Raw genomic sequence first — 18,788 nt, 5'->3', positions numbered from 1 at the left:
CCCGGCGGGCGCCGAGCCGGCGCGGACCGGCCTGCTGCCGCCCGTCCGAGGCGATGTGCCCGCCCACCGTCCGGCCGACCTCCGCCGGGGCGGCCGGCGTGCGCGGCGCATGCATCATCGCACGTCCGGTCGGCCTCCGCCGGGGCGGCCGGCGTGCGCGGCGCATGCATCGTCGCGCGGAGTCCGGCCCCTGGCCGACAGACCGGCGGGCCGCCTGCCGACCGTCAGGACGACGCCTGTCCCGGCCGCTCCGGGAGCCGGAGCCGTAGCCGTAGCCGTAGCCGTAGCCGTAGCCGGAAGACCATACGGTCGACTCCCGGGCCGTCGTGGTCGCGGACGGGCCCGCCGACCGTGAACCCCATCGCGGTGTGGAAGGCGATGGAACGCTGGTTCTGCGGCGCCGTGATCGCTTGCACCTCGGTGCGGTGCTCGACCGCGGCCATGTCGAAGAACCGCTGGTAGAGCCCGCGGGCCAGCCCTGCCCCGCGGACCCGTGGCGCCACTCCGACGAAGTGGATGTACGCGGCATCGGGCACCGACAGGGAGATCAGCCCGACCAGGAACCCGGCCAGGCCGACGCCGTCCTCGGCGACCAGGCTGGGTGCGATGAAAGTGGTCGAGGAACAGCCGGGGCAGCACCGGACGGATCGGCCGCTCCCACCGCTCGTCCACCACCGCGATGATCCGGTCGTCGTCATCGGGCCGGGCCGGCCGGACGCGCGCACTCTGGCTCATGATCACGAATGCTCCCAGCGGACCTGCCGGCTGTCGACGTTCCGCTGCGACCACCCGGCTACCGCGCGACCATCCCGCACCTGCCCCCGCGGCTGCCCCCTCCGCGCCCACAGGGCGGCAGCCCGAAGCGGCAGCACCCCGACCGGGGCACGGCGGGCATACCGCATATGAACCCCACCCGGTGCGAGACTCGGAGTCCGTCACGGGAGGGTGTGCGAGAGGGACGCAGGTGGATCTGGACACCGTCGCCGACGAGCTGTACGGGCTGCGGCCGGAGGAATTCGTCGCCGCTCGCGACCGGCACGCCGCGCAGGCACGCACCTCCGGCGAGCAGGACCTCGCCAGGGAGATCGCCGCGCTGCGGCGCCCGAGTCTGGCCGCCTGGACGAGCAATCTCCTCGTCCGCGGCCTGCCGGAGGAGGTTCAGCCGCTGCTCGGGCTCGGCGAGGAGCTGCGCCGGGCGCACCGCGAGCTGGACGGTCCGCAGCTGCGGCTGCTCGCCCGCAGGCAGACCGAGGTGATCGGTGCGCTGGGGCGGCAGGCGCGGCGGCTGGCCGGCGAGGCCGGTCATCCGGTCGGCGAGGGCGTCCAGCGCGAGGTCGAGGAGACTCTGCACGCCGTCCTCGCCGACCCCGGGGCCGCCCGGGAATGGGCGGCGGGCCGGCTGGTGAAGCCGCTCAGCGCCGCGATCGGGTTCCCGGCGGCCGACGAGGCCGCCGTCGGCCGCCGCTCCGCTCCCGCACCGAGGCCGAACCGGCAGCCGACGCCGAAGCCCGGGCAACGCGCAGGAGACCGAGAGCGCGCACGAGACAGCGCAGGCGAGCGTGCAGAAGACGAGGAGCGCCGCCGGCGTCTCTCCGAGGCCCGCAAGGAGGCCCGCGACGCCGAGCGCGAGCTGCGCGCCCGGCAGAAGGAGGCGAAGGCCGCCGAAGCCGAGGCGGAAAAGGCCGCCCGCCGGTCGGCGTCGGCGGAAGGGCGACTGCGGGAACTGCGGGAACAGACCCGGCGCGCCCAGGAGGAACAGGGGCGGGCCCGCGCCGAGGAGCGGAACGCCCGTGCGCGTGCAAGGACGGCCGACCGGGACGCGCACGAGGCGCGGCGCCGCGCAGGAGCCGCCGGCGCGCGGGTCGAACGACTGGCGGCGAACCGGCTCCACGAGTCGTCCTGACGCCGGGTACCGGACGCGGTCCCGGCCGCTCCGGACACTCGGCTCGCAAGGCCTCGGGGCGGGGTGATCCCGCACCGCGCATCGCGGCGGCCGGACACGACCGGGACCGTCACTCGTCCGGGTGCACCAGGTGCGGCCGTCCGTGGCATACCCGCGGCTCCGTCGTTCGGCAGCAGTGTGATGTTTACAACGCGATGTGATGGACAGCGGGCGAACGGGCAACGTTCCCTTTCATGCCCCACGCGACCCCCCTGCGGCAGGTGATTGCATGACCACGGCGACGACCCGGGCGACCCGGACGCCGCCCGCACGAACCGACGCGGCCACGGGCCGGGCGAGATCCTCCCCGCCCGCCGCCATGACCTCCCTGCCGTCCCTGACCGGACTGCGATGGGTCGCGGCGCTGCTGGTGTTCGGCCTGCACGTGAACAACTTCGGCTACTTCGGAGGCCACGCCGGCCGCATCGTGACCTGGGGATTCGGGGCCGGTGCCACCGGCGTGTCGTTCTTCTTCGTGTTGTCGGGTTTCGTGCTGACGTGGTCAGCGCGCCCGCGCGACCGTGCCCTCGACTTCTGGCGGCGGCGCATCGCCCGGATCTACCCGGTGCACCTGGTCACCCTGGCCGTCGCGCTGCTCATGGCGTACACACTGGCCCATCAGTCGAAGCCGACGCGCTCGCAGGCGCTGGCCAATGTGCTGCTGCTGCACTCCTGGTGGCGCCCCTGGTGGCAGACGCTGAACCCGGTCAGCTGGTCGCTGGCCTGCGAGGCGTTCTTCTACGCCGCCTTCCCGTTGCTGTTCCTGCTGCTGCGCCGGCTCGGTGCCCGGGGCGCCACGGCGCTGGGCACGCTGTCGGTCGTGGCGGTGCTGGTCCTGGCCCGGGCGGACGCACACCACTGGATGAGCCAGTCGATCTACTCCCATCCCGCCGCCCGCCTTCCCGAGTTCGTCCTCGGTACGGTCGCGGCCCGGCTGGTCCTGCTCGGCCGCTGGCGCGGACCCGGAATGGAGGCCTCGCTGGCCCTGGCCATCATCGGGTACTTCCTGGTCCCGCAGGTCACGCCCGGTTACTCCGCCACCGTCTGCACCCTCGCCGGTTTCGCCCTGCTCATCCCGGCGGCGGCCGTCGCGGACCTGCACGGGCTGCCCTCGCTGTGGCGGCACCGGCGGATGGTGCGGCTCGGGGAACTGTCGTTCGCCTTCTACATGATTCACCTGCTGGTCCTGCGCGCGGGCGTCAGCCTGCTCGGCACCAAGCCTCACTTCGGGGTGCTGGCCGGACTCGCGGTCACCACGGTCGCCTTCGCTCTCTCCCTCGCCCTGTCCTGGGTCCTGTACGAGGCGGTGGAACGCCCTGCCAGACGCCTGCTGCTGCGCGGCCGCCGCGGCGGCAAGTCGGCCCCGCAGCGGGAGTCGCTCCCGTCCGGCCATGAGGCGCAGCCGGCCACGGGGCATGAATGAAACCGTGGTCATGTCCTGGATCGCCCTGGCCCGGCGTCCGAACGGGCGTCACGGATCCCCTGCGTGACGAACCTCGGAAGCCACGTTCCTCAACTGCTGTGTGACATCTGTTCCTTGATCATGCCCAGCAGTGCGGCGTGCGTCTCGGCGTCGGCGGCCGCGATCAGGCCGCCCGCGCCGGTGTGCAAGGGCCGGCCGTCGATGCCGGTGACCGTGCAGCCGGCGGCCCGGCACAGGGCGATTCCGGCGGCGAAGTGCACGCTGTCGCGCAGGTCGCCGTCAGTGACGTACGCGGCCCGGCGGCCGGCGGCCACCCAGGCGACCGCGAGGGTCGTGGAGACCACCCGGGGCCGGAACCGCCGAGCGAACGCCGGGTCGGCCAGGAGCCGGACCGCCTGGAAGCCGGGCGCGTTGGGGAACGGGGGGTCGAGGTTGACGTCCACCAGCCGCGAGTCCGGCGAGGGCGCCGACTCCTCGTCCCTGCCGTCGTTTCGGACCCGGGCCAGCCGGCCGTCGGTCCAGAAGACCTCGCCGCTGAAGGGGTCGGCCGTCGCGGCCGCCGTGATCTCGTCGCCGACGCGCAGGGCCACGTTCACCCCCACCAGCATGTTCCGCACCGCGTAGTTGAGGGTGCCGCACAGCGGGTCGACCAGCCATCGGCGCCGCGTCGCCGCGGCGCCGGTGCTGCCGCTCTCCTCCCCCGTCACGGCGTCGTCGGGCCGCGCGCCGCGCAGCACCTCGACGATGGTCTTCTCCGCCGCGAGGTCGGCCGCCGTCGCGAAGTCACCGGCGGCCTTCTCGAAGCGGGCGAGGGACTCGCCGTACATGTCGCGCACCACGTCCGCGCCCGCCCGGGCGGCCGTCAGGGCCAGCTGGGCGTCGGACTCCCCGATGTCGATCAGCATGCACGCAGCATAGATCCGGGCCCGCCCCGACGGCGGGCCCGGGGCCGGCTACGGCTTGTGGGCCCGCCCGACCGGGCTGAGGGACAGGGTCTGCTCGGCCGCGGTGCGGCCGCCGCCGACGGAACTTCCGCTGGTGTCCGTCCAGTTGCGCGGCGCAGTGGTCTCGGCGTGCCGGCCGGAGGTCGCGGACAGGGCGAGTACGAGGCCGCTGTAGCGGTTCACGAGACGGTAGCCGCCGTCGCCGGAGGCGCTCCGGATCAGGAACCACTGCTGGCCGACGGTCGGCCCGCCGGCCGGTGCCGCGGTGACGGTCGGCCTGGCGCCCCAGGCTCGGCCGGCGGTGGAGGCCGAGCCGACGCCCAGCAGGCGGCCGCCGGCGGCGTTGGCGATGGTGAAGGCGCCGTCGCCCGTGGGTGCGAAGATCCACGACTCCCGGGCGGAGCCGGAGGGGGACGCGACGGAGGTGGTGGTGGAGCCGCCGGATGCCTGGGTGAGGACACGGCCCGTGCCGGCGGCGATGCGGTAGCGGCGGGTGGTGTCCACCGGCGGGGCGGCGGGCCGGCCGGAGTCGATGGTGACGTCGACGTGTTCGCCGGAGGAGTCGTGGGAACAGCCGAAGGAGCAGTACGAGCGGAAGGTCCTGCCGACGACGGCGGAGCTGGTCCTGTTGGCCGGGTCGAGGAACCAGCGGTACCAGGACGCGTTCGTGTAGCCGCCGGTGTCGCCGATGAGGCGCCACTTCTGGGACGCCAGGTCGTCGGTGGCGTAGAAGTACTGCGGTGAGTTGCCGCTCTGGTCGACGGCCTGCGGTTCGCCGATGTACAGACCGAGGTAGGCGTCGTAGGCGATGTTCATGACGAACAGCGGTGAGGTCGGGGGCATCTTGCCGGCCGCGATCTGCTCCGCGGCGGTGCCGGTGTTGGCCGGGTCGTACTCGCCGGAGACGGGGGTGTAGCCGCTGGGGTGGTCCGAGTCGACGGGCACGATGTTGCTCTCTTGGCCGCCGGTGCCGGGCTGGGACCAGGAGCCGTCGTGCCACTTCTGCCAGGAGCCGGGCGCCATCTTCGCGGCGATCGGCGCGCGGGCCACGTGCTCGTGGAAGGCCTTCCAGCCGCCGTTCTTCTCCACGATCCGGGAGCCGTAGTAGACGTAGAAGTAGCCGGAGGCGGTGTCCACGAAGAGGCGCTGGTCGCCGTCGCCGTAGTAGTACGTCTGGTTCGGGAAGGCCGTCGTGTCCCCTCGCTTCGTGCTGTACGGGGACGTGATGACGTGGTCCTTGATGGTCCAGGTGCGGCCCCGGTCGGTGGAGACGGCGTAGTCGATGGCGTCGTAGTGCAGTCCGTCGCCGAAGGGCTGCGGGGTGAACTCGTTGTGCACCAGGCCGTACCAGGCACCGGTGTCGGGGTCGACCCACACCCCGGACAGGTCGCAGTAGTTCTTCTGGGCGTAGCCCGAACCGGTCGGGGCGTAGGTCGACTCGCGTCCGGTCGGGCTGTTGTTGCACCGCCAGGTGGTGTCGTCGTTGCGGTCCTGGGCGTTGGCGGGGTTGACCGCCTTGCTCAGCGTCTTGTCGAAGGCGGCGGTGTCGAAGTCCTTGCCGGTGTAGAAGTCCCAGGTGCGCGGGTCCTCGGCGCCGTAGAGCGCGGCGGACTGCTGGTAGTGGAAAGTGCCGTCCTTGTCGGTGTACGGGGTGGCGGGCGTGTCCGTGGGGTGGGTGAACGGCACCGGTGTGCCTACGGTCACGCTGTAGGTCGCGTCGGCGGCCGGCGGCGCGGCGGACGCCGGGGCCGGTGTGCCGCCGCCCAGGGTCAGGGTGGCGGCCGCGGCCAGGGCGCCGCCTGCTCTGCTCAAGAGTCGCACGGGTGCTCCTTGTTGCCGAAGGGCCGGTTGCACCGGAACGATCCGGGCCCGGTGGTTGCTCCGGCAATGGACTCCCATGCTCCGCCTCTTGCACTTTCGCGGCGGACGCACCGCTCGGCCCGCCCGGTCGCGGCAGAACCGCAGCGCTCAAACCTCCCGGCCGGGGCCGGCCCGTGGCGCTCAACCTCCCGGCCGGGACCGGCCCGGGGCGCTCAGTCCTCCCGGTCGGGGTCGACCCGGAGCGTTGTGTCCCAGGTCAGTTGACGGATCAGCGCGTCATCCTCGCGGGGCGGTCCGGGAGTCGTGGAGGAAGCGGGCGAAGGGGTGTGGGTGCCGCGGGAGATGCCGCCGCTGACGGTGATGTTGTGCTCGACGCGCGGGCGGCGGTAGTGCTCGTAGAGAGCGAACGCGGTGCGCGGATCGGGGGTGTCGCGCAGGGCCTTGGCGAGGACGACGGCGTCCTCCAGCGCCATCGAGGCTCCCTGGCCGGTGGCCGGGGAGGCCGCGTGGGCGGCGTCGCCGATGAGAAGGACGCGGCCCGCGTGCCAGGGGGTGCCGAGCGGCATCTCGGTGGCGTTGGTGACCATGATGCGCTCGGCGCAGGCCTCGACGATGTCGCCGGCGGGGGTGTCGTCCTTGCGCAGGAGAGGAAGAAGCTCCTCGCGCCGGTCGACGGCCGTGCGGTGCGCCGGCCCGCCGACGGGCAGCGGGTCGCCGGCGACACGGGCGAACCAGTACGTCTCCCCCGCCGGTGAGACCGCGTAACCGAAGGCCGATGCGCTGCCCCGCACCATGGTGATCGCGCCGGTGCCCTCGGCCGCCGGAACGCCGTCCGTGTAGCCGTAGAAGATGCGCTGGCCGGCATACCGGGGCTGTGCGGTGGGCGCGACATGGCGGCGGACGACGGAGTTGAGGCCGTCCGCACCGATCAGCAGGTCTCCGGTGGCGGTGCTGCCGTCGGAGAAGTGTGCGGTGACACCGTCGGGGCCGTCTGCCACGGACACCAGGCGGATGCCGTGGCGCAGGGCTGTGCCGCGCCGCACCGCCTCCGTCTGCAGGGCCGCGTTCAGCTCGCCGCGGCGCAGGCAGCGGTAGCGCAGGGCGGGGTCGTCCGCCCCGGCGAGCGGGGCCTGCATCACCTCGCTGCCCTGGCCGTCGAGAAGGCGCAGCGAAGTCAGCGGAAAACCGCTGGCCGTGACGGCCTCCGTGGCGTCGAGCTGGGCCAACGCGCGCATGCCGTTGCTCGCCAGGGTGAGGAAGGCACCGATGTCCTCGGCGGTGTCGGGATGCGCCTCGAAGACTGCCACGTCGTGCCCGGCCTTGTGCAGAGCCAGCGCCGCCGCCGTTCCCCCGATGCCGCCGCCGATCACAAGAATGCGTGCCATTGGTTCCACCCCACCGTTCTGGTCCGGTACTTCACTCAGAGGCACAGGTACGCCATGGACGGCGGGGCGGGCAAACCGAGGCGCCACAATCGGTCGCGTCCAGGAGCGGGAACGGGCGGTGCCGCGCCCCGGCTCCCCGGACGCCAGGGTCACTTGGCGAGCTGCTGGTACATCGACGCGAGGTCCTGCGAGAGCGCCGATTTGACCCAGCGGGTGGTGTCGTCCCCGAGGACCTCGTGCGCCCCGGACTCGATGCCGTCGAGGGCGGCCACGGCGATGTCGCGGGCGTGCGCCTTCGGGGCGTCCAGGCCGGCCGTCAAGTCGGTGTCGACGTACGCCATGTGAAGGCCCGTCACCTGGATGCCGCGGGACTGGAGGTCCAGGCGCAGGCTGTTGGTCTGCGACCACAGGGCGGCCTTGGTGGAGCTGTAGCTGCTGCCGTCGGCGAGCCAGGACAGCGCGGAGTGGACGTTCAGGATGTGGCCGCCGCCGTTGCGCTCGATGATCGGCACGAGGGCGCGGGTGAGGAACAACGGGCCGTAGTAGTTGATCTCGAACTCCCGGCGGATGTCCTCCAGCGGCGAGGTGAGCACCCGGGCCCCGGTCGAGGCGCCCGCGTTGTTGACCAGGACGGTCACGTCCGGCGTCCGCTCGGCCAGGGCCGCCACGGAGGCGGGGTCGGTGGCCTCCAGAGGCAGCGGGACGGCGTCGGGGTGGGTGACGGTGCGCGGGTCGCGGGCGGTGGCGTACACCTTCCCGGCTCCCCGTGTGTACAACTCCTCGACCAGGGCCTTTCCGATGCCCCGGCTGCCGCCGGTGACGAGGACGACGGAGTTCTTCAGTGCGGTCACGGTAGTCTCCAGACAGATGAAACCGATCGGTTTCCAGAATCGTAAACCGATCGGTTTCCTCGCTCAAGGCGACAAGCCTCGGGGATCCGGCGCGGGCGGCTCCGGGGCAGGCGGTTCCCGTACGGACGTCTCTTGTACGGACGTCTCCCGAGGCGAACGCGCCCGCCGAAACACGGCAAGGTTTCACATTTCTCCAAAGACCGACGAAAGTCACCTCTCGCATGTAGCGATCATGACAACCGCGGGGTAGGCATGCCCGTATGGCGTTATGTCGATCACGATCGGGACGGACCAGGTTCGCCGCGGCCATCGCCGCCGTGGCACTCATCCTCGCGGGCTGCGGGAGCGGCGGGGGCTCCTCCTCGGGCGACGGGCGGCAGCAGCTGACCGTGGCCGCGCTGCCGCTCACCGACTCGGCCGCCCTCTATCTCGCCCGGGACCGCGGACTGTTCGCCAAGGAGGGACTGGACGTGCGCATCCGGCCCGTGCAGCAGAGCATCCAGGCGCTGCCCGCGCTGATCAAGGGCCAGGTGAGCGTGATCGCCAGCGCGAACTACGTCACCTACCTCCAGGCGTACGAGAAGGGCACCCTGGACCTCCGCATCCTCGCCGAGGGCGTCCGGATCGCCCCGCACATGATGGACGTTCTGGTGTCCAAGGAATCGTCGATCAGGACTCCGGCGGACCTGGCGGGCAAGAAGATCGCCGTGGCCGTCCTCAACAACATCCAGTCGCTGACCCTGAACGCGATCCTCGACGCCAGGGGCGCCGGCCGGCCCGTCTATCGGCAGATCCTGTTCCCGCAGATGGGTCCCGCCCTGGAGAAGGGTCAGGTGGACGCCGTCCACGCGGTCGAGCCCTTCAACAGCGCGATCCAGGGCGAGTTGGGCACCCGGGTACTGCTGGACGGCGGCTCGGCACCGGTGCAGGGCCTGCCCGCCAGCGGGTACGTCACCACCCGGGCCTTCGTGGCCGAGCACCCGAAGGCCGCGGCGGGCTTCCGGCGCGCCATCGAGGCCGCATCGAAGCTCGCCGCCCAGGATCCGCAGGCCGTGCGCACGGAGCTGCCCAAGTACACCAAGGTGACCGCCGGCCAGGCCAAGTCCCTCCATCTGCCCACGTATCCGGCGACCGCCGACCCCGCGCGGCTGCGCCGGCTCATCCGGTTGATGCACGACCAGGGGCTGCTGAAGAAGGCCTTCGACCCGGCGCCCCTGCTGGCCCGATGACGCGGCGCCAGGAGATCCTGCTCGGCGTCCTCGGCGCGGGGCTGGCCTTCGGTGCCTGCGAGACGGTCGCCCGGGCCGGGATCGTCCGGCGCAGCTATCTGCCGCCCGCTTCCGAAGTCCTCGTCCGCGCCGCTCGGTTGGCCGGCGACCAGGCCTTCCTCGACGGGATCGGGGCCACACTGCGGGCCTGGGCGCTGGGGCTCGGCCTCGCCTGCGCGGTCGCCGTACCGCTGGGGCTGCTGCTGGGTACGGTGCCCCTCCTCGACAAGGCCCTGCGTGCGATCGTCGAGTTCCTGCGGCCGTTGCCGTCCGTCGCGCTGATCCCGCTGGTGTCGCTGCTCCTCGGGTCGGGAACCACCACCGAGGTGACGCTCATCGCCTACGCGTCCCTGTGGCCGGTGCTGTTCAACACCGTGTACGGCCTCGCCGAGACCGATCCCCTGGCCAAGGACACCCTGCGTTCCTTCGGCTTCGGACGGTTCGCGGTGCTGCTGCGGGTGGAACTCCCGAGCACCGCCCCGTTCATCGCCGCCGGGGTGCGGATCTCCGCCGCTGTCGCGCTGATCCTGGCCGTCGCCACGGAGATCCTCTCCGGGTTCGGCGAGGGGCTCGGCATCTTCATCGCCGACGCGCAGACGGACCCGGACGGCACCCGGGACGTCCTCGCGGGTGTGGTGTGGGCGGGCGTCCTCGGGCTGGTGATCAACGGTGTACTGGTGGGTGCGGAGCGGCGGTTTCTCGCCTGGTCCCATGAACCCCTCGGTGGGCGCCGGCAGTTCGGGGCGGACCGGGAGGGGGTCCGGGCATGACCGTGGACCTGCGCCTCGGCCGCCGCCGTGCACCGCACGGCTCCGCGACCCGCCGGGGCCGCACGGCCGTCCCGTTCCTGCTGCGCTGGTCGGTGTTTCTGCTCGCCGTCGCCCTCTGGGAGACGGCCGCCCGCACCCACGGCAGCGTGTACGTCCCGCCCCCGCTGCGCATCGCCCGGCACGCCCACGATCTGTGGTTCTCCGGGTCCCCCGGCCATCTGTTCCTCACCCGGGCGGCCGTCGACAACGTCCTGCCAAGTCTGGGCCGGATGGCGGCCGGCTTCGCGCTCGCCGCCGTCGCCGGCATCGCCCTCGGGATCGCCGTGGGCCGCTCGCGGCGGGCGTACGCGCTGTGCAACCCGGTGCTCCAGTTCGCCCGGGCCGTCCCGCCGCCCGCCCTGGTACCGGTGTTCGTCGTCGCCTTCGATTTCGGTACGCCCATGCAGGTGGCGTCGATCGCGTTCAGCGCCATGTGGCCGGTGGTGGTCAACTCGGCGGAGGGCGCCCGTGCCACGGACCTGCTGCGGCTGGACGTGGCCGCGGTGCTGCGGCTGACGGGGCCCGAGCGGCTGTGGTTCCTCGTCCTGCCGTCCGCGCTGCCCCGGATCTTCGCCGGCCTCCGGCTGAGCCTGTCGCTGTGCCTGATCCTGATGGTCTTCTCGGAGCTGCTGCCGGGGACCGCCGACGGCATCGGCTTCACGCTCACCGACGCCCAGACGCGGTCCGACCTGCTCACCGTGTGGGCCGCGCTGATGCTCCTCGGCGTGCTCGGGCATCTCCTCAACACCGGTCTGCTGGCGATCGAGAGGCGGCTCGTCGGCCCAGGGAGGACCTCATGACGGCAACGGTGCGCGACGCGGTCGTCCGGTTCCTGCGGGACACCGGCATGACCACCGTCTTCGGCAATCCCGGCTCCACCGAACTGCGCATGTTCCGTGACTGGCCGGACGACTTCACCTATGTCCTAGGCCTGCAGGAGTCCACCGCAGTGGGCATGGCGGCCGGTCACGCCCTCGGCACCCGGCGCGCGGCCCTCGTCAGCCTGCACTCGGCCGGCGGGGTGGGGCACGCACTGGGTGCCGTGTTCAACGCCTTCCGCGACCGGGTGCCGCTGGTCGTCGTGGCGGGCCAGCAGGCACGGTCGCTGATCCAGCTGCGGCCGTTCCTCGGCGCCGACGAACCGTCCTTGTTCCCTCGCCCGTACGTGAAGTACGCGCGCCAGCCGGAGCGGGCCGAGGACGTGCCGGCGGTGCTCGCCGAGGCGTACCGGATCGCGATGACGCATCCGCGCGGCCCGGTCTTCGTCTCCGTGCCCGAGGACGACTGGGACCGGCCCGCCGAGCCGGTCGCGCCCCGCACGCTGTACTCGTCGTTCACGGCGGACCCGGACGCCCTCGCCGCCCTCGCCGCCCGCCTCGACGCCTGCGCACGACCGGCCCTCGTCGTCGGCCCGGGCGTGGACGACGAGGACGCGCTGGACGAGGTCCGGGCGCTGGCCGAGCGGATCCGTGCCGGGGTGTGGATCAGTCCCCTGTCCGGCCGCTCCGGGTTCCCGGAGTCGCACCCGCTGTTCCAGGGGTTCCTGCCCCCGGTCCCCGGCCCGCTGGCCGCGCGCCTGGCGCCGTACGACGTGGTGGTGGCCCTGGGCGCGCCGGTGTTCACGTACCACGTGGCAGGTGACGGGCCGCTGCTGGCGCCGGGCACCGAGCTGTTCCACCTGGACTGCGACGTGGGGCAGGCCGCCTGGCTGCCCGTCGGCACCAGCATCGTGACGGCCCTGCGGCCCGCGCTCGCCCGGCTCGCCGAACTGCTGAAGGAGGCGGACCGCGACCCGCCGCCGTCCCGCCCGGCGCCCGGGCCGGCCCGCGACGGGGAACACATCACGCCGGAGCTGTTCTTCGAGCTGCTGCACGCCCGGCTGGCGCGCGACCGGGTGCTCGTCGAGGAGGCCCCGAGCCACCGCGACGCCCTGCACGCGCGCGTGCCCGTCGAGATGGCGGGCGGCTTCCTCACGACCGGCAGCGGAGCGCTCGGCTGGGGCCTGCCCCTCGCGGTCGGCCGCGCGCTGGCCGACCGGCGCCGGGTGGTGTGCGTGGTCGGTGACGGCTCGGCGCTCTACTCGGTGCAGGCCCTGTGGAGCGCGGCCCGGCACGCGGCGCCGGTCACCTACGTCCTCCTCGACAACGGCGGCTACGCGGCCGTCCGCGCGCTGGGCCGCCGGATCGGCATCGCGCCCGTCCCCGGTACGGACATCGGAGGCATCGACTTCGCGGCCCTCGCGAAGTCCTTCGGCTGCCCGGCGGCCCGCGTCGAACACCCCGCCGGCCTTCCGGCCGCCCTCGACCACGCGCTGGGCCGGGGCGACGACGCGGGCCCGTTCCTGCTCCATCTGCGGGTGACCGGCAGCGCGGGCACCCTGTACGAGCCCTGGGCCGGGTGAGGGATGCTGCGCCTGGAGTCCCTCAGCCAGCGCTACGGCGACCACCGCGTCCTGGACCGCATCGACCTCACCGTGCCCGACGGCCAGCTGCTGTGCGTCGTCGGGCCGTCCGGCTGCGGCAAGTCCACGCTCCTGCGCACCATCGCCGGGCTGCTGCCCGCGCACGAGGGCACGATCACCGTCGACGGCACACCGGTGACCGGCGTACCCGACCGGCTGGCGGTCGTCTTCCAGGACTACGGCCGCTCGCTGCTGCCCTGGCTCACCGTCCGCGACAACGTGGCCCTGCCGCTGCGACGCAGGGGCCTTGGCCGGGCCGCCCGCCACGAGGAGGCCGAGGCCATCCTCGAACGCGTCGGCCTGCACGGCGTGGCCCGCCGGCATCCCCGGCAGCTCTCCGGTGGAATGCAGCAGCGCGTGGCCATCGCCCGCGCACTCGTCTGCTCCCCGTCCCTGCTGCTCATGGACGAGCCGTTCGGCTCCCTGGACGCCCGCACCCGGGAGGACCTGGAGGACCTCCTCCTCGAAGTGCACCGCGCCGACGGCACGACCATCGTGTTCGTCACCCACGACATCGACGAGAGCGTCTACGTGGGCGACCGCGTCGTCGTGCTGTCCCGCGGCCCCGGCGCCCGCGTCGTCCGGGACCTGGCGGTCGGCCTGCCGGGCAAGCGCGACCAGATCACGACGCGGGGCCTGCCCGACTTCGTGGCGCTGCGCACGGAGGTGGGACGGGCGGTACGGCACGGCGAGTGAGGCGGGGAGCGGGGGTGCCGCCGGATCCGCACGACGGGTGGCCCCGTGCGTGGCGGGGCCACCCGTTCCTCACCCGGGTGAAAGAGCTGTCACCTCGGCCCGCTCATCCTGACCGAGGGCGGTGGGTCCCGACCGTGGGCTCGGTCGCCGGACTCTGGGTGCGCAGGTGGCCGACCGTCTTGAGCAGCCGGTCGGCGGGCTCGCGCAGCCGGGGATGGGCCAGGACCGTGTTCCGCAGACCGCGTACCGGTCTGCGCCACAGCCGTTGCGCCATGGCCACCGGATGGGTCCGGGCGGCGAAGCCCTCGCCGACCCGCAGTTCACGGGTCTTGAGCCAGTCCTTGTACTCCTTGTCGCCGCGTCCCAGGTCGACCAGGGTCACACCGTGCCGGGCGGCCGCCTCGGCGGTCCGCAGGTGCATCATCAACCCCGGTGAGTAGTAGTGGAGTTCGGGGTCGTACGCGGTGAACCAGGCCGCCAGGACCGTACCGGAGCGCGGGCCGAAGTGGGCGGCGACCGGACGGTCTCCGGCGTACAGCACGGACAGGACGCCGGTGAAGTGCTCCTCGCGTACATGGAAGAGATGGTTCACCAGGTCCACGATCCAGGGTCGCGCGAACCGGTCCATCCGTCCCGTCCGGCGGTACTGGGCGGACTTCCAGTCCATGAGGGTGCGCAGGACCCGCGGGTCCCGTTCGTCGAACTCGAACCGCACCTCGCCGAGGTCCCGCCCGAGCCGCCGTTCCTTCTTCAGCGTCGTCTTGGCCAGGCCCGGGTAGGTGCCGCGCAGCCACTCCGCGTAGGTGCCGTCGCCGGGCTTCACGTCGATCACGGGTGAGGCGAAGGTTCCGGTGACATGCGGGGCGAACGGCCGCTGCTCCTGGACGAGATGGTCGAACTCGAAGATGCTGAGTCCGCAGGCGCGCAGCAGTTCCCCGGCGTCCCAGGTGACGCCGGGCCGGTGCACCAGGGCCTGGCAGTCGGACAGCCCGAGTCCGACGGCCCGTCCGGTGCCCAAGGGGCCCCGCTCGTACGGGAAGAAGCCGACGGGTTCCCCGCTTTCCCGCAGGACCGCCACCCTCACCCCGCCCCGGTGCCGGCCGACCCCGATCGTGAACTCGGGTGCCAGGAACGGGTTGGCGTACTCCGGCGACTCGTCCATCGCCCGGTGCCAGGCCCCGCGCAGTGCGGAGGTCAGCTCGCCCGGTCTGTGGATGGTGATCTCCACCTCAGCTCATCCGCCCTTCCGCCGGCTCCACGACTGGCGTGTCGTGTGTGGCACAGGCCGGTGAGGCGTGTGGAACATGGCTCATGGATCGCATGGGCGATCGCTCCCCCCATGACGCGCCGGGCGCGTCCTGCCGTCTTCGGATCCCCGCCGTGCGCCCATGCTCAAATGTCGCGAAACAGTACGCACACCGTCAAGGGTGCCTCAGGCGACGGATGATCCGCCATGGGTCTGCGGACATCGGTGAGGAGTCGGGGCGGACGGCGTGAATCCCGCGCCCCTGCGCCCCCTCAGCCCTGCCGGTGTCCCGACCGGTCCGCGCCCGCCGTCATGTCCTGGGTGCCGATCACGGACAGCAGTTCGAGCTGCGCGGCACCTTCGGTGCCGGGCGGGGCGCTGAACCACAGCAGGCGCTGGCGGCCGTCCTCGCTGAACAGGTTGTGGCAGTCCAGCTCGATGACGCCGAGCGCGGGATGGACGATCCGTTTGTGGTCGGTGCGGCGCAGGGCCACGTCCCGCTCCTCCCAGAGCGCGGCGAACTCCGCGCTGCGCCTGCGCAGTGCGGCGACCATCCGCGTGACCTCGGCGTCCTTGGCGCGCCGGGCGGCGACCGCCTGCAGGTCGGCGACGAAGACCCGGGAGTGGTGCGGGTGGTCCTCGACGGGGTAGACCGCACGGGCTCGGGGGTCGGTGAACCAGCGGTGGACGAAGCTCGCCTCGGGGCCTCTGGTGGCCGGGGGCGGGCCGAGCAGGGCCACGGCGAGGGGGTTCTGGACGAGGGTCTCGTGCAGGTCGGTGATGATCTGGGCCGGGGTGGTGGTGAGCCGGTCCAGCAGGCCGAGCATGGCCGGCTGGACGTGCGCGGTGGGGGCGTGGGCGGCGGGCGGGAGCGGGCGTTCGGCCAGGTGGAAGAGATGGTCGCGTTCGTCGCCGTTCAGCCGCAGCGCGCGGGCGAGCGCGGCCAGCACCTGTGCGGAGGGCTGGGCACCGCGACCTCGTTCCAGCTCGGTGTAGTAGTCGGCGGAGAGCCCGGCCAGCTGCGCGACCTCCTCGCGCCGCAGGCCCGGGACCCGGCGACGGGGCCCGGTGGGCAGGCCGACGTCGGCCGGGCGGACCCGGTCGCGCCGGGACTTCAGGAATGCGGCGAGTTCCGAGTGGTTCACGGATCCATGGTCACTCCTGCGGCCGGCCGGAACCAGGGGTTGCCGACCCCAGGGTGAGCAGAGCCGTGGCCCGAGCGCGGGCGGACGCCCAGGCTGGAGCCAGAAGGCACCACCCCCCTCCAGCACCCAGGAGTTCCCATGTCCACCCAGGAATCCACCCCCACGGCTCCCCGCGTCGCCCTCGTCACCGGCGGGTCCCGCGGCATCGGCCGCGAGACGGTGACCCGGCTCGCCGCCGACGGCTTCGCCGTGGTGGTCGGCTACGCGGGCAACCGCGACCTGGCCGAGGCCGCCGTCAAGGAGGTCACCGCGGCCGGCGGACGTGCGGTCGCCGTCCGGGCCGATGTCGCCGACGAAGCGCAGGTCACCGAGCTGTTCAAGACCTCGGCCCGCGAGTTCGGCGGAGTCGACGTCGTGGTCCACGCGGCCGGCCGGATGTACCTCGCGCCGATCGCCGAACTGGACCTGGCGGAACTGGATGCCATGCACCGCACCAACATCCGGGGCACCTTCGTGGTCGCTCAGCAGGCGGCCCGGACGCTGCGCCGGGGCGGCTCGTTCATCGCCTTCTCCACCTCCGTGGTCGGCCTGTCCTTCCCGTCCTACGGCGCTTACACCGCCAGCAAGGGCGCGGTCGAGGCGCTGACCATGGTGCTGGCCCGGGAGCTGCGCGGCCGGGACGTCACCGCGAACGCGGTCGCCCCCGGGCCCACGGCCACCGATCTGTTCCTGGACGGCAAGGACGAGGAGACCGTCGCCAGGCTGGCCGCCCAGCCCCCGCTGGAGCGGCTCGGCACGCCCGCCGACATCGCCGCCGTGGTGGCCTTCCTCGCCTCGCCGGCCGGCCACTGGGTCAACGGCCAGGTCGTGCGCGCCAACGGCGGCATCGTCTGAACACCCCCGGCGCCCCCGCACTCTCACGGCTCCCTGCACTCTCAGAACACTCCCAGCGAGGAATCATGCCTACCGACACTCCCCGGACCGTCCTGGTCACCGGCGCCTCCAGCGGCTTCGGCGCGCTGACCGTGCGCGCGCTCGCCGATGCCGGTCACACCGTCTACGCGGGCATCCGGCACACGGCCGCCCGCAACGCGCCCGCCGTGGCCGACCTGGACCGGTACGCGGCCGAGCACGGGGTCGCCCTGCACGCGGTCGACCTCGACGTCACCTCCCAGGACTCCGCCGACGCGGCCGTCGCCCGGGTTCTGGCCGCCGAGGGCCGCCTGGACGTGCTGGTGCACAACGCGGGCCACATGGTCAGCGGACCCGCCGAGGCCTTCACCCCGGAGCAGCTGGCGGACCTGTACGACGTCAACGTGCTCGGCGCCCAGCGCGTCAACCGGGCGGCGCTGCCGAGCCTGCGGGCGCGCGGCGAGGGCCTGCTGGTGTGGATCGGCAGCTCCAGCACCCGGGGCGGCTGCCCGCCGTTCCTGGCGCCGTACTTCGCCGCGAAGGCCGCGATGGACGCGCTGGCGGTCAGTTACGCGGCCGAGCTGGTCCGGTTCGGCATCGACACCGCGATCGTCGTCCCCGGCGCGTTCACCTCGGGCACCAACCACTTCGCTCACGCGGGCACGCCCGCCGACACCGAGCGGGCCGCCGCCTACGCCGAGCCCTACGGCACCCTGCTCGCCGGCCTCGACAAGCGGCTGGCGGCGCTCGTCCCGCCGGACGCGGATGCGGCCGAGGTCGCCGAGGCGGTCGTACGCCTGGTGGACCTGCCGGCCGGCGGCCGGCCGCTGCGCACCCACGTCGACCCCGGCCGCGACGGCAGCGAGGTCGTCTCCGCGGTCGCCGACCGCATCCGCGTCGACTTCTTCCGCCGCGCCGGACTCGAGGACCTGCTCACCGCGGGCAGCTCGCTCTGACCCGCCTCCGACACCCCGTCGACTCAGGAGAACCATCATGCCGTTCGCGAACTTCAAGGTCCCTGCCGGAAGCCTGGACGAGAAGCAGAAGGAGCTGATCGTCACCCGTACCACCGAGCTGTACACCGAGATCTACGGCGAGCGCGCCCGCGCCACCACGATGGTCCTGGTCGAGGAGGTCACCGACGGCGGCTGGGGCATCGGGGGCGGCGTGCTGACCCTGGCCATGCTCCAGGATTCGTCCGAGGACTGACTGGCGCATTCGCGCCCGTCGGCCGGGTCCCGGCCGGAGCGTGCTGGCACACTGCCTGGCGGCACCGCGGCGGATCTTCGTCCGGAGCACCGCGGCACTCACGAAAGGCGGTACGCCATGTCCCTCTCCGAGCCGGTCGTTCCGAAGCCGGCCGATCTGCTGGCGACCATGCCGTTCGCGGCCGGGCTGGGCATCGAGCTGGACGAAGCCACGGCCGAGCGCACGGTCGGCAGCCTGGCCTGGTCCCCGGACGTCTGTACGGCGGGCGGTGCGCTGCACGGCGGGGCGCTGATGGCGCTGGCGGACAGCGTCGGCGCCGTGTGCGCGTACCTCAACCTGCCGGAGGGCGCCTCGGGCACCTCGACGGTGGAGTCCAAGACCAACTTCCTGCGGGCGGTCACCGGCGGCCGTGTGCGCGCCACGGCCCGGCCGCTGCACGTCGGCGGCACCCTCCTGGTGGTGCAGACGGATCTGCGCGACGACCGGGACCGGCTGGTCGGGCAGACGACGCAGACCCAGATCGTGCTGCGCAGGAGCGAGGCCTGAGCCTGCGCACGGAACAGGGCCGGCCCCCGCCGCGGCTTCCGTTCTAGTGGTCGTCGCAACACCCCAGCTCAGGGGATGCGATGGACTTCGAGATTCGGGAGGGGCGCAAGCCTCAGGGGCCCCGCAAGTT

The 18,788-nt window shown here is 73.0% G+C and carries 18 protein-coding genes; 11 read left to right on the top strand and 7 right to left on the bottom strand.

Going from position 1 to position 18,788, the window contains the following annotated elements; translation table 11 throughout:
- Positions 1-224: 224 nt before the first annotated feature.
- Positions 225-725 carry a GNAT family N-acetyltransferase gene (locus ACIRU3_RS25730; protein WP_404060483.1) on the bottom strand — a complete coding sequence of 167 codons (501 nt, stop codon included), beginning with the start codon at positions 723-725 and terminating at the stop codon, positions 225-227.
- Between the two features lie 239 nt (positions 726-964).
- On the opposite strand from ACIRU3_RS25730, the gene ACIRU3_RS25725 reads away from it, so the two are divergent.
- Both ACIRU3_RS25725 and ACIRU3_RS25720 read left to right on the top strand, forming a co-directional pair.
- Positions 965-1,903: a hypothetical protein gene (locus tag ACIRU3_RS25725; RefSeq protein ID WP_404060479.1), complete on the top strand. Its 939-nt coding sequence runs from the start codon at positions 965-967 to the stop codon at positions 1,901-1,903.
- A 268-nt stretch (positions 1,904-2,171) separates the two neighbouring features.
- Positions 2,172-3,365 carry an acyltransferase family protein gene (locus ACIRU3_RS25720; protein ID WP_404060476.1) on the top strand — a complete coding sequence of 398 codons (1,194 nt, stop codon included), beginning with the start codon at positions 2,172-2,174 and terminating at the stop codon, positions 3,363-3,365.
- 89 nt (positions 3,366-3,454) lie between these two features.
- On the opposite strand, the gene ACIRU3_RS25715 is transcribed toward ACIRU3_RS25720, so the two are convergent.
- From ACIRU3_RS25715 to ACIRU3_RS25700, 4 genes are all read right to left on the bottom strand, one after another.
- A complete protein-coding gene (locus ACIRU3_RS25715) occupies positions 3,455-4,270 on the bottom strand; it encodes an inositol monophosphatase family protein (RefSeq protein ID WP_404060474.1) in 816 nt (271 codons plus the stop codon).
- 48 nt (positions 4,271-4,318) lie between these two features.
- Positions 4,319-6,121 carry an RICIN domain-containing protein gene (locus ACIRU3_RS25710; protein ID WP_404060471.1) on the bottom strand — a complete coding sequence of 601 codons (1,803 nt, stop codon included), beginning with the start codon at positions 6,119-6,121 and terminating at the stop codon, positions 4,319-4,321.
- Between the two features lie 221 nt (positions 6,122-6,342).
- On the bottom strand, positions 6,343-7,515 hold the full coding sequence (locus ACIRU3_RS25705) for an FAD-dependent oxidoreductase (protein WP_404060468.1): 1,173 nt from the start codon (positions 7,513-7,515) through the stop codon (positions 6,343-6,345).
- Between the two features lie 149 nt (positions 7,516-7,664).
- Positions 7,665-8,366, bottom strand: a complete 702-nt coding sequence (locus tag ACIRU3_RS25700) for an SDR family oxidoreductase (protein WP_404060466.1) — start codon at positions 8,364-8,366, stop codon at positions 7,665-7,667.
- Between the two features lie 317 nt (positions 8,367-8,683).
- Here ACIRU3_RS25700 and ACIRU3_RS25695 point away from each other — a divergent pair, with 317 nt between their 5' ends.
- Genes ACIRU3_RS25695 through ACIRU3_RS25675 form a run of 5 tightly spaced genes read left to right on the top strand, consistent with a single transcriptional unit; the run spans position 8,684 to position 13,600 of the window.
- On the top strand, positions 8,684-9,595 hold the full coding sequence (locus tag ACIRU3_RS25695) for an ABC transporter substrate-binding protein (protein WP_404060463.1): 912 nt from the start codon (positions 8,684-8,686) through the stop codon (positions 9,593-9,595).
- Positions 9,592-10,404, top strand: a complete 813-nt coding sequence (locus ACIRU3_RS25690; RefSeq protein ID WP_404060461.1) for an ABC transporter permease — start codon at positions 9,592-9,594, stop codon at positions 10,402-10,404. The genes ACIRU3_RS25695 and ACIRU3_RS25690 overlap by 4 nt, the downstream gene beginning before the upstream one ends.
- Positions 10,401-11,243 carry an ABC transporter permease gene (locus ACIRU3_RS25685; protein ID WP_404060458.1) on the top strand — a complete coding sequence of 281 codons (843 nt, stop codon included), beginning with the start codon at positions 10,401-10,403 and terminating at the stop codon, positions 11,241-11,243. Before ACIRU3_RS25690 ends, ACIRU3_RS25685 begins: the two co-directional genes overlap by 4 nt.
- Entirely contained in the window at positions 11,240-12,844 is a 1,605-nt protein-coding gene (gene mdlC, locus ACIRU3_RS25680; protein WP_404060456.1) for a benzoylformate decarboxylase, read from the top strand. The genes ACIRU3_RS25685 and mdlC overlap by 4 nt, the downstream gene beginning before the upstream one ends.
- A 3-nt stretch (positions 12,845-12,847) precedes the next feature.
- On the top strand, positions 12,848-13,600 hold the full coding sequence (locus ACIRU3_RS25675) for an ABC transporter ATP-binding protein (protein WP_404060454.1): 753 nt from the start codon (positions 12,848-12,850) through the stop codon (positions 13,598-13,600).
- A 103-nt stretch (positions 13,601-13,703) separates the two neighbouring features.
- Here ACIRU3_RS25675 and ACIRU3_RS25670 read toward each other — a convergent pair whose 3' ends face one another.
- Together ACIRU3_RS25670 and ACIRU3_RS25665 are read right to left on the bottom strand one after the other, a co-directional pair.
- Positions 13,704-14,828 (bottom strand): GNAT family N-acetyltransferase, encoded by a 1,125-nt coding sequence (locus ACIRU3_RS25670; RefSeq protein ID WP_404060452.1) that lies wholly within the window; start codon positions 14,826-14,828, stop codon positions 13,704-13,706.
- 290 nt (positions 14,829-15,118) lie between these two features.
- The gene (locus tag ACIRU3_RS25665; RefSeq protein WP_404060449.1) at positions 15,119-15,991 is read right to left on the bottom strand and encodes a helix-turn-helix domain-containing protein; all 873 of its coding nucleotides are present in this window, start codon (positions 15,989-15,991) and stop codon (positions 15,119-15,121) included.
- A gap of 138 nt (positions 15,992-16,129) precedes the next feature.
- Here ACIRU3_RS25665 and ACIRU3_RS25660 point away from each other — a divergent pair, with 138 nt between their 5' ends.
- The 4 genes from ACIRU3_RS25660 (at position 16,130) to ACIRU3_RS25645 (ending at position 18,658) form a co-directional block, all read left to right on the top strand.
- Positions 16,130-16,885, top strand: a complete 756-nt coding sequence (locus ACIRU3_RS25660; protein ID WP_404060446.1) for an SDR family oxidoreductase — start codon at positions 16,130-16,132, stop codon at positions 16,883-16,885.
- A gap of 65 nt (positions 16,886-16,950) precedes the next feature.
- Entirely contained in the window at positions 16,951-17,859 is a 909-nt protein-coding gene (locus ACIRU3_RS25655) for an SDR family NAD(P)-dependent oxidoreductase (protein WP_404060443.1), read from the top strand.
- 37 nt (positions 17,860-17,896) lie between these two features.
- Positions 17,897-18,112 (top strand): tautomerase family protein, encoded by a 216-nt coding sequence (locus ACIRU3_RS25650; protein ID WP_404060441.1) that lies wholly within the window; start codon positions 17,897-17,899, stop codon positions 18,110-18,112.
- Between the two features lie 117 nt (positions 18,113-18,229).
- Positions 18,230-18,658: a PaaI family thioesterase gene (locus tag ACIRU3_RS25645; protein ID WP_404060438.1), complete on the top strand. Its 429-nt coding sequence runs from the start codon at positions 18,230-18,232 to the stop codon at positions 18,656-18,658.
- Positions 18,659-18,788 lie beyond the last annotated feature (130 nt).

It is taken from the genome of Streptomyces sp. NPDC101151 (assembly GCF_044768335.1).
In the GTDB taxonomy this organism is placed as follows: Bacteria; Actinomycetota; Actinomycetes; order Streptomycetales; family Streptomycetaceae; genus Streptomyces.
This window is presented reverse-complemented; position numbering and strand designations above follow the sequence as displayed.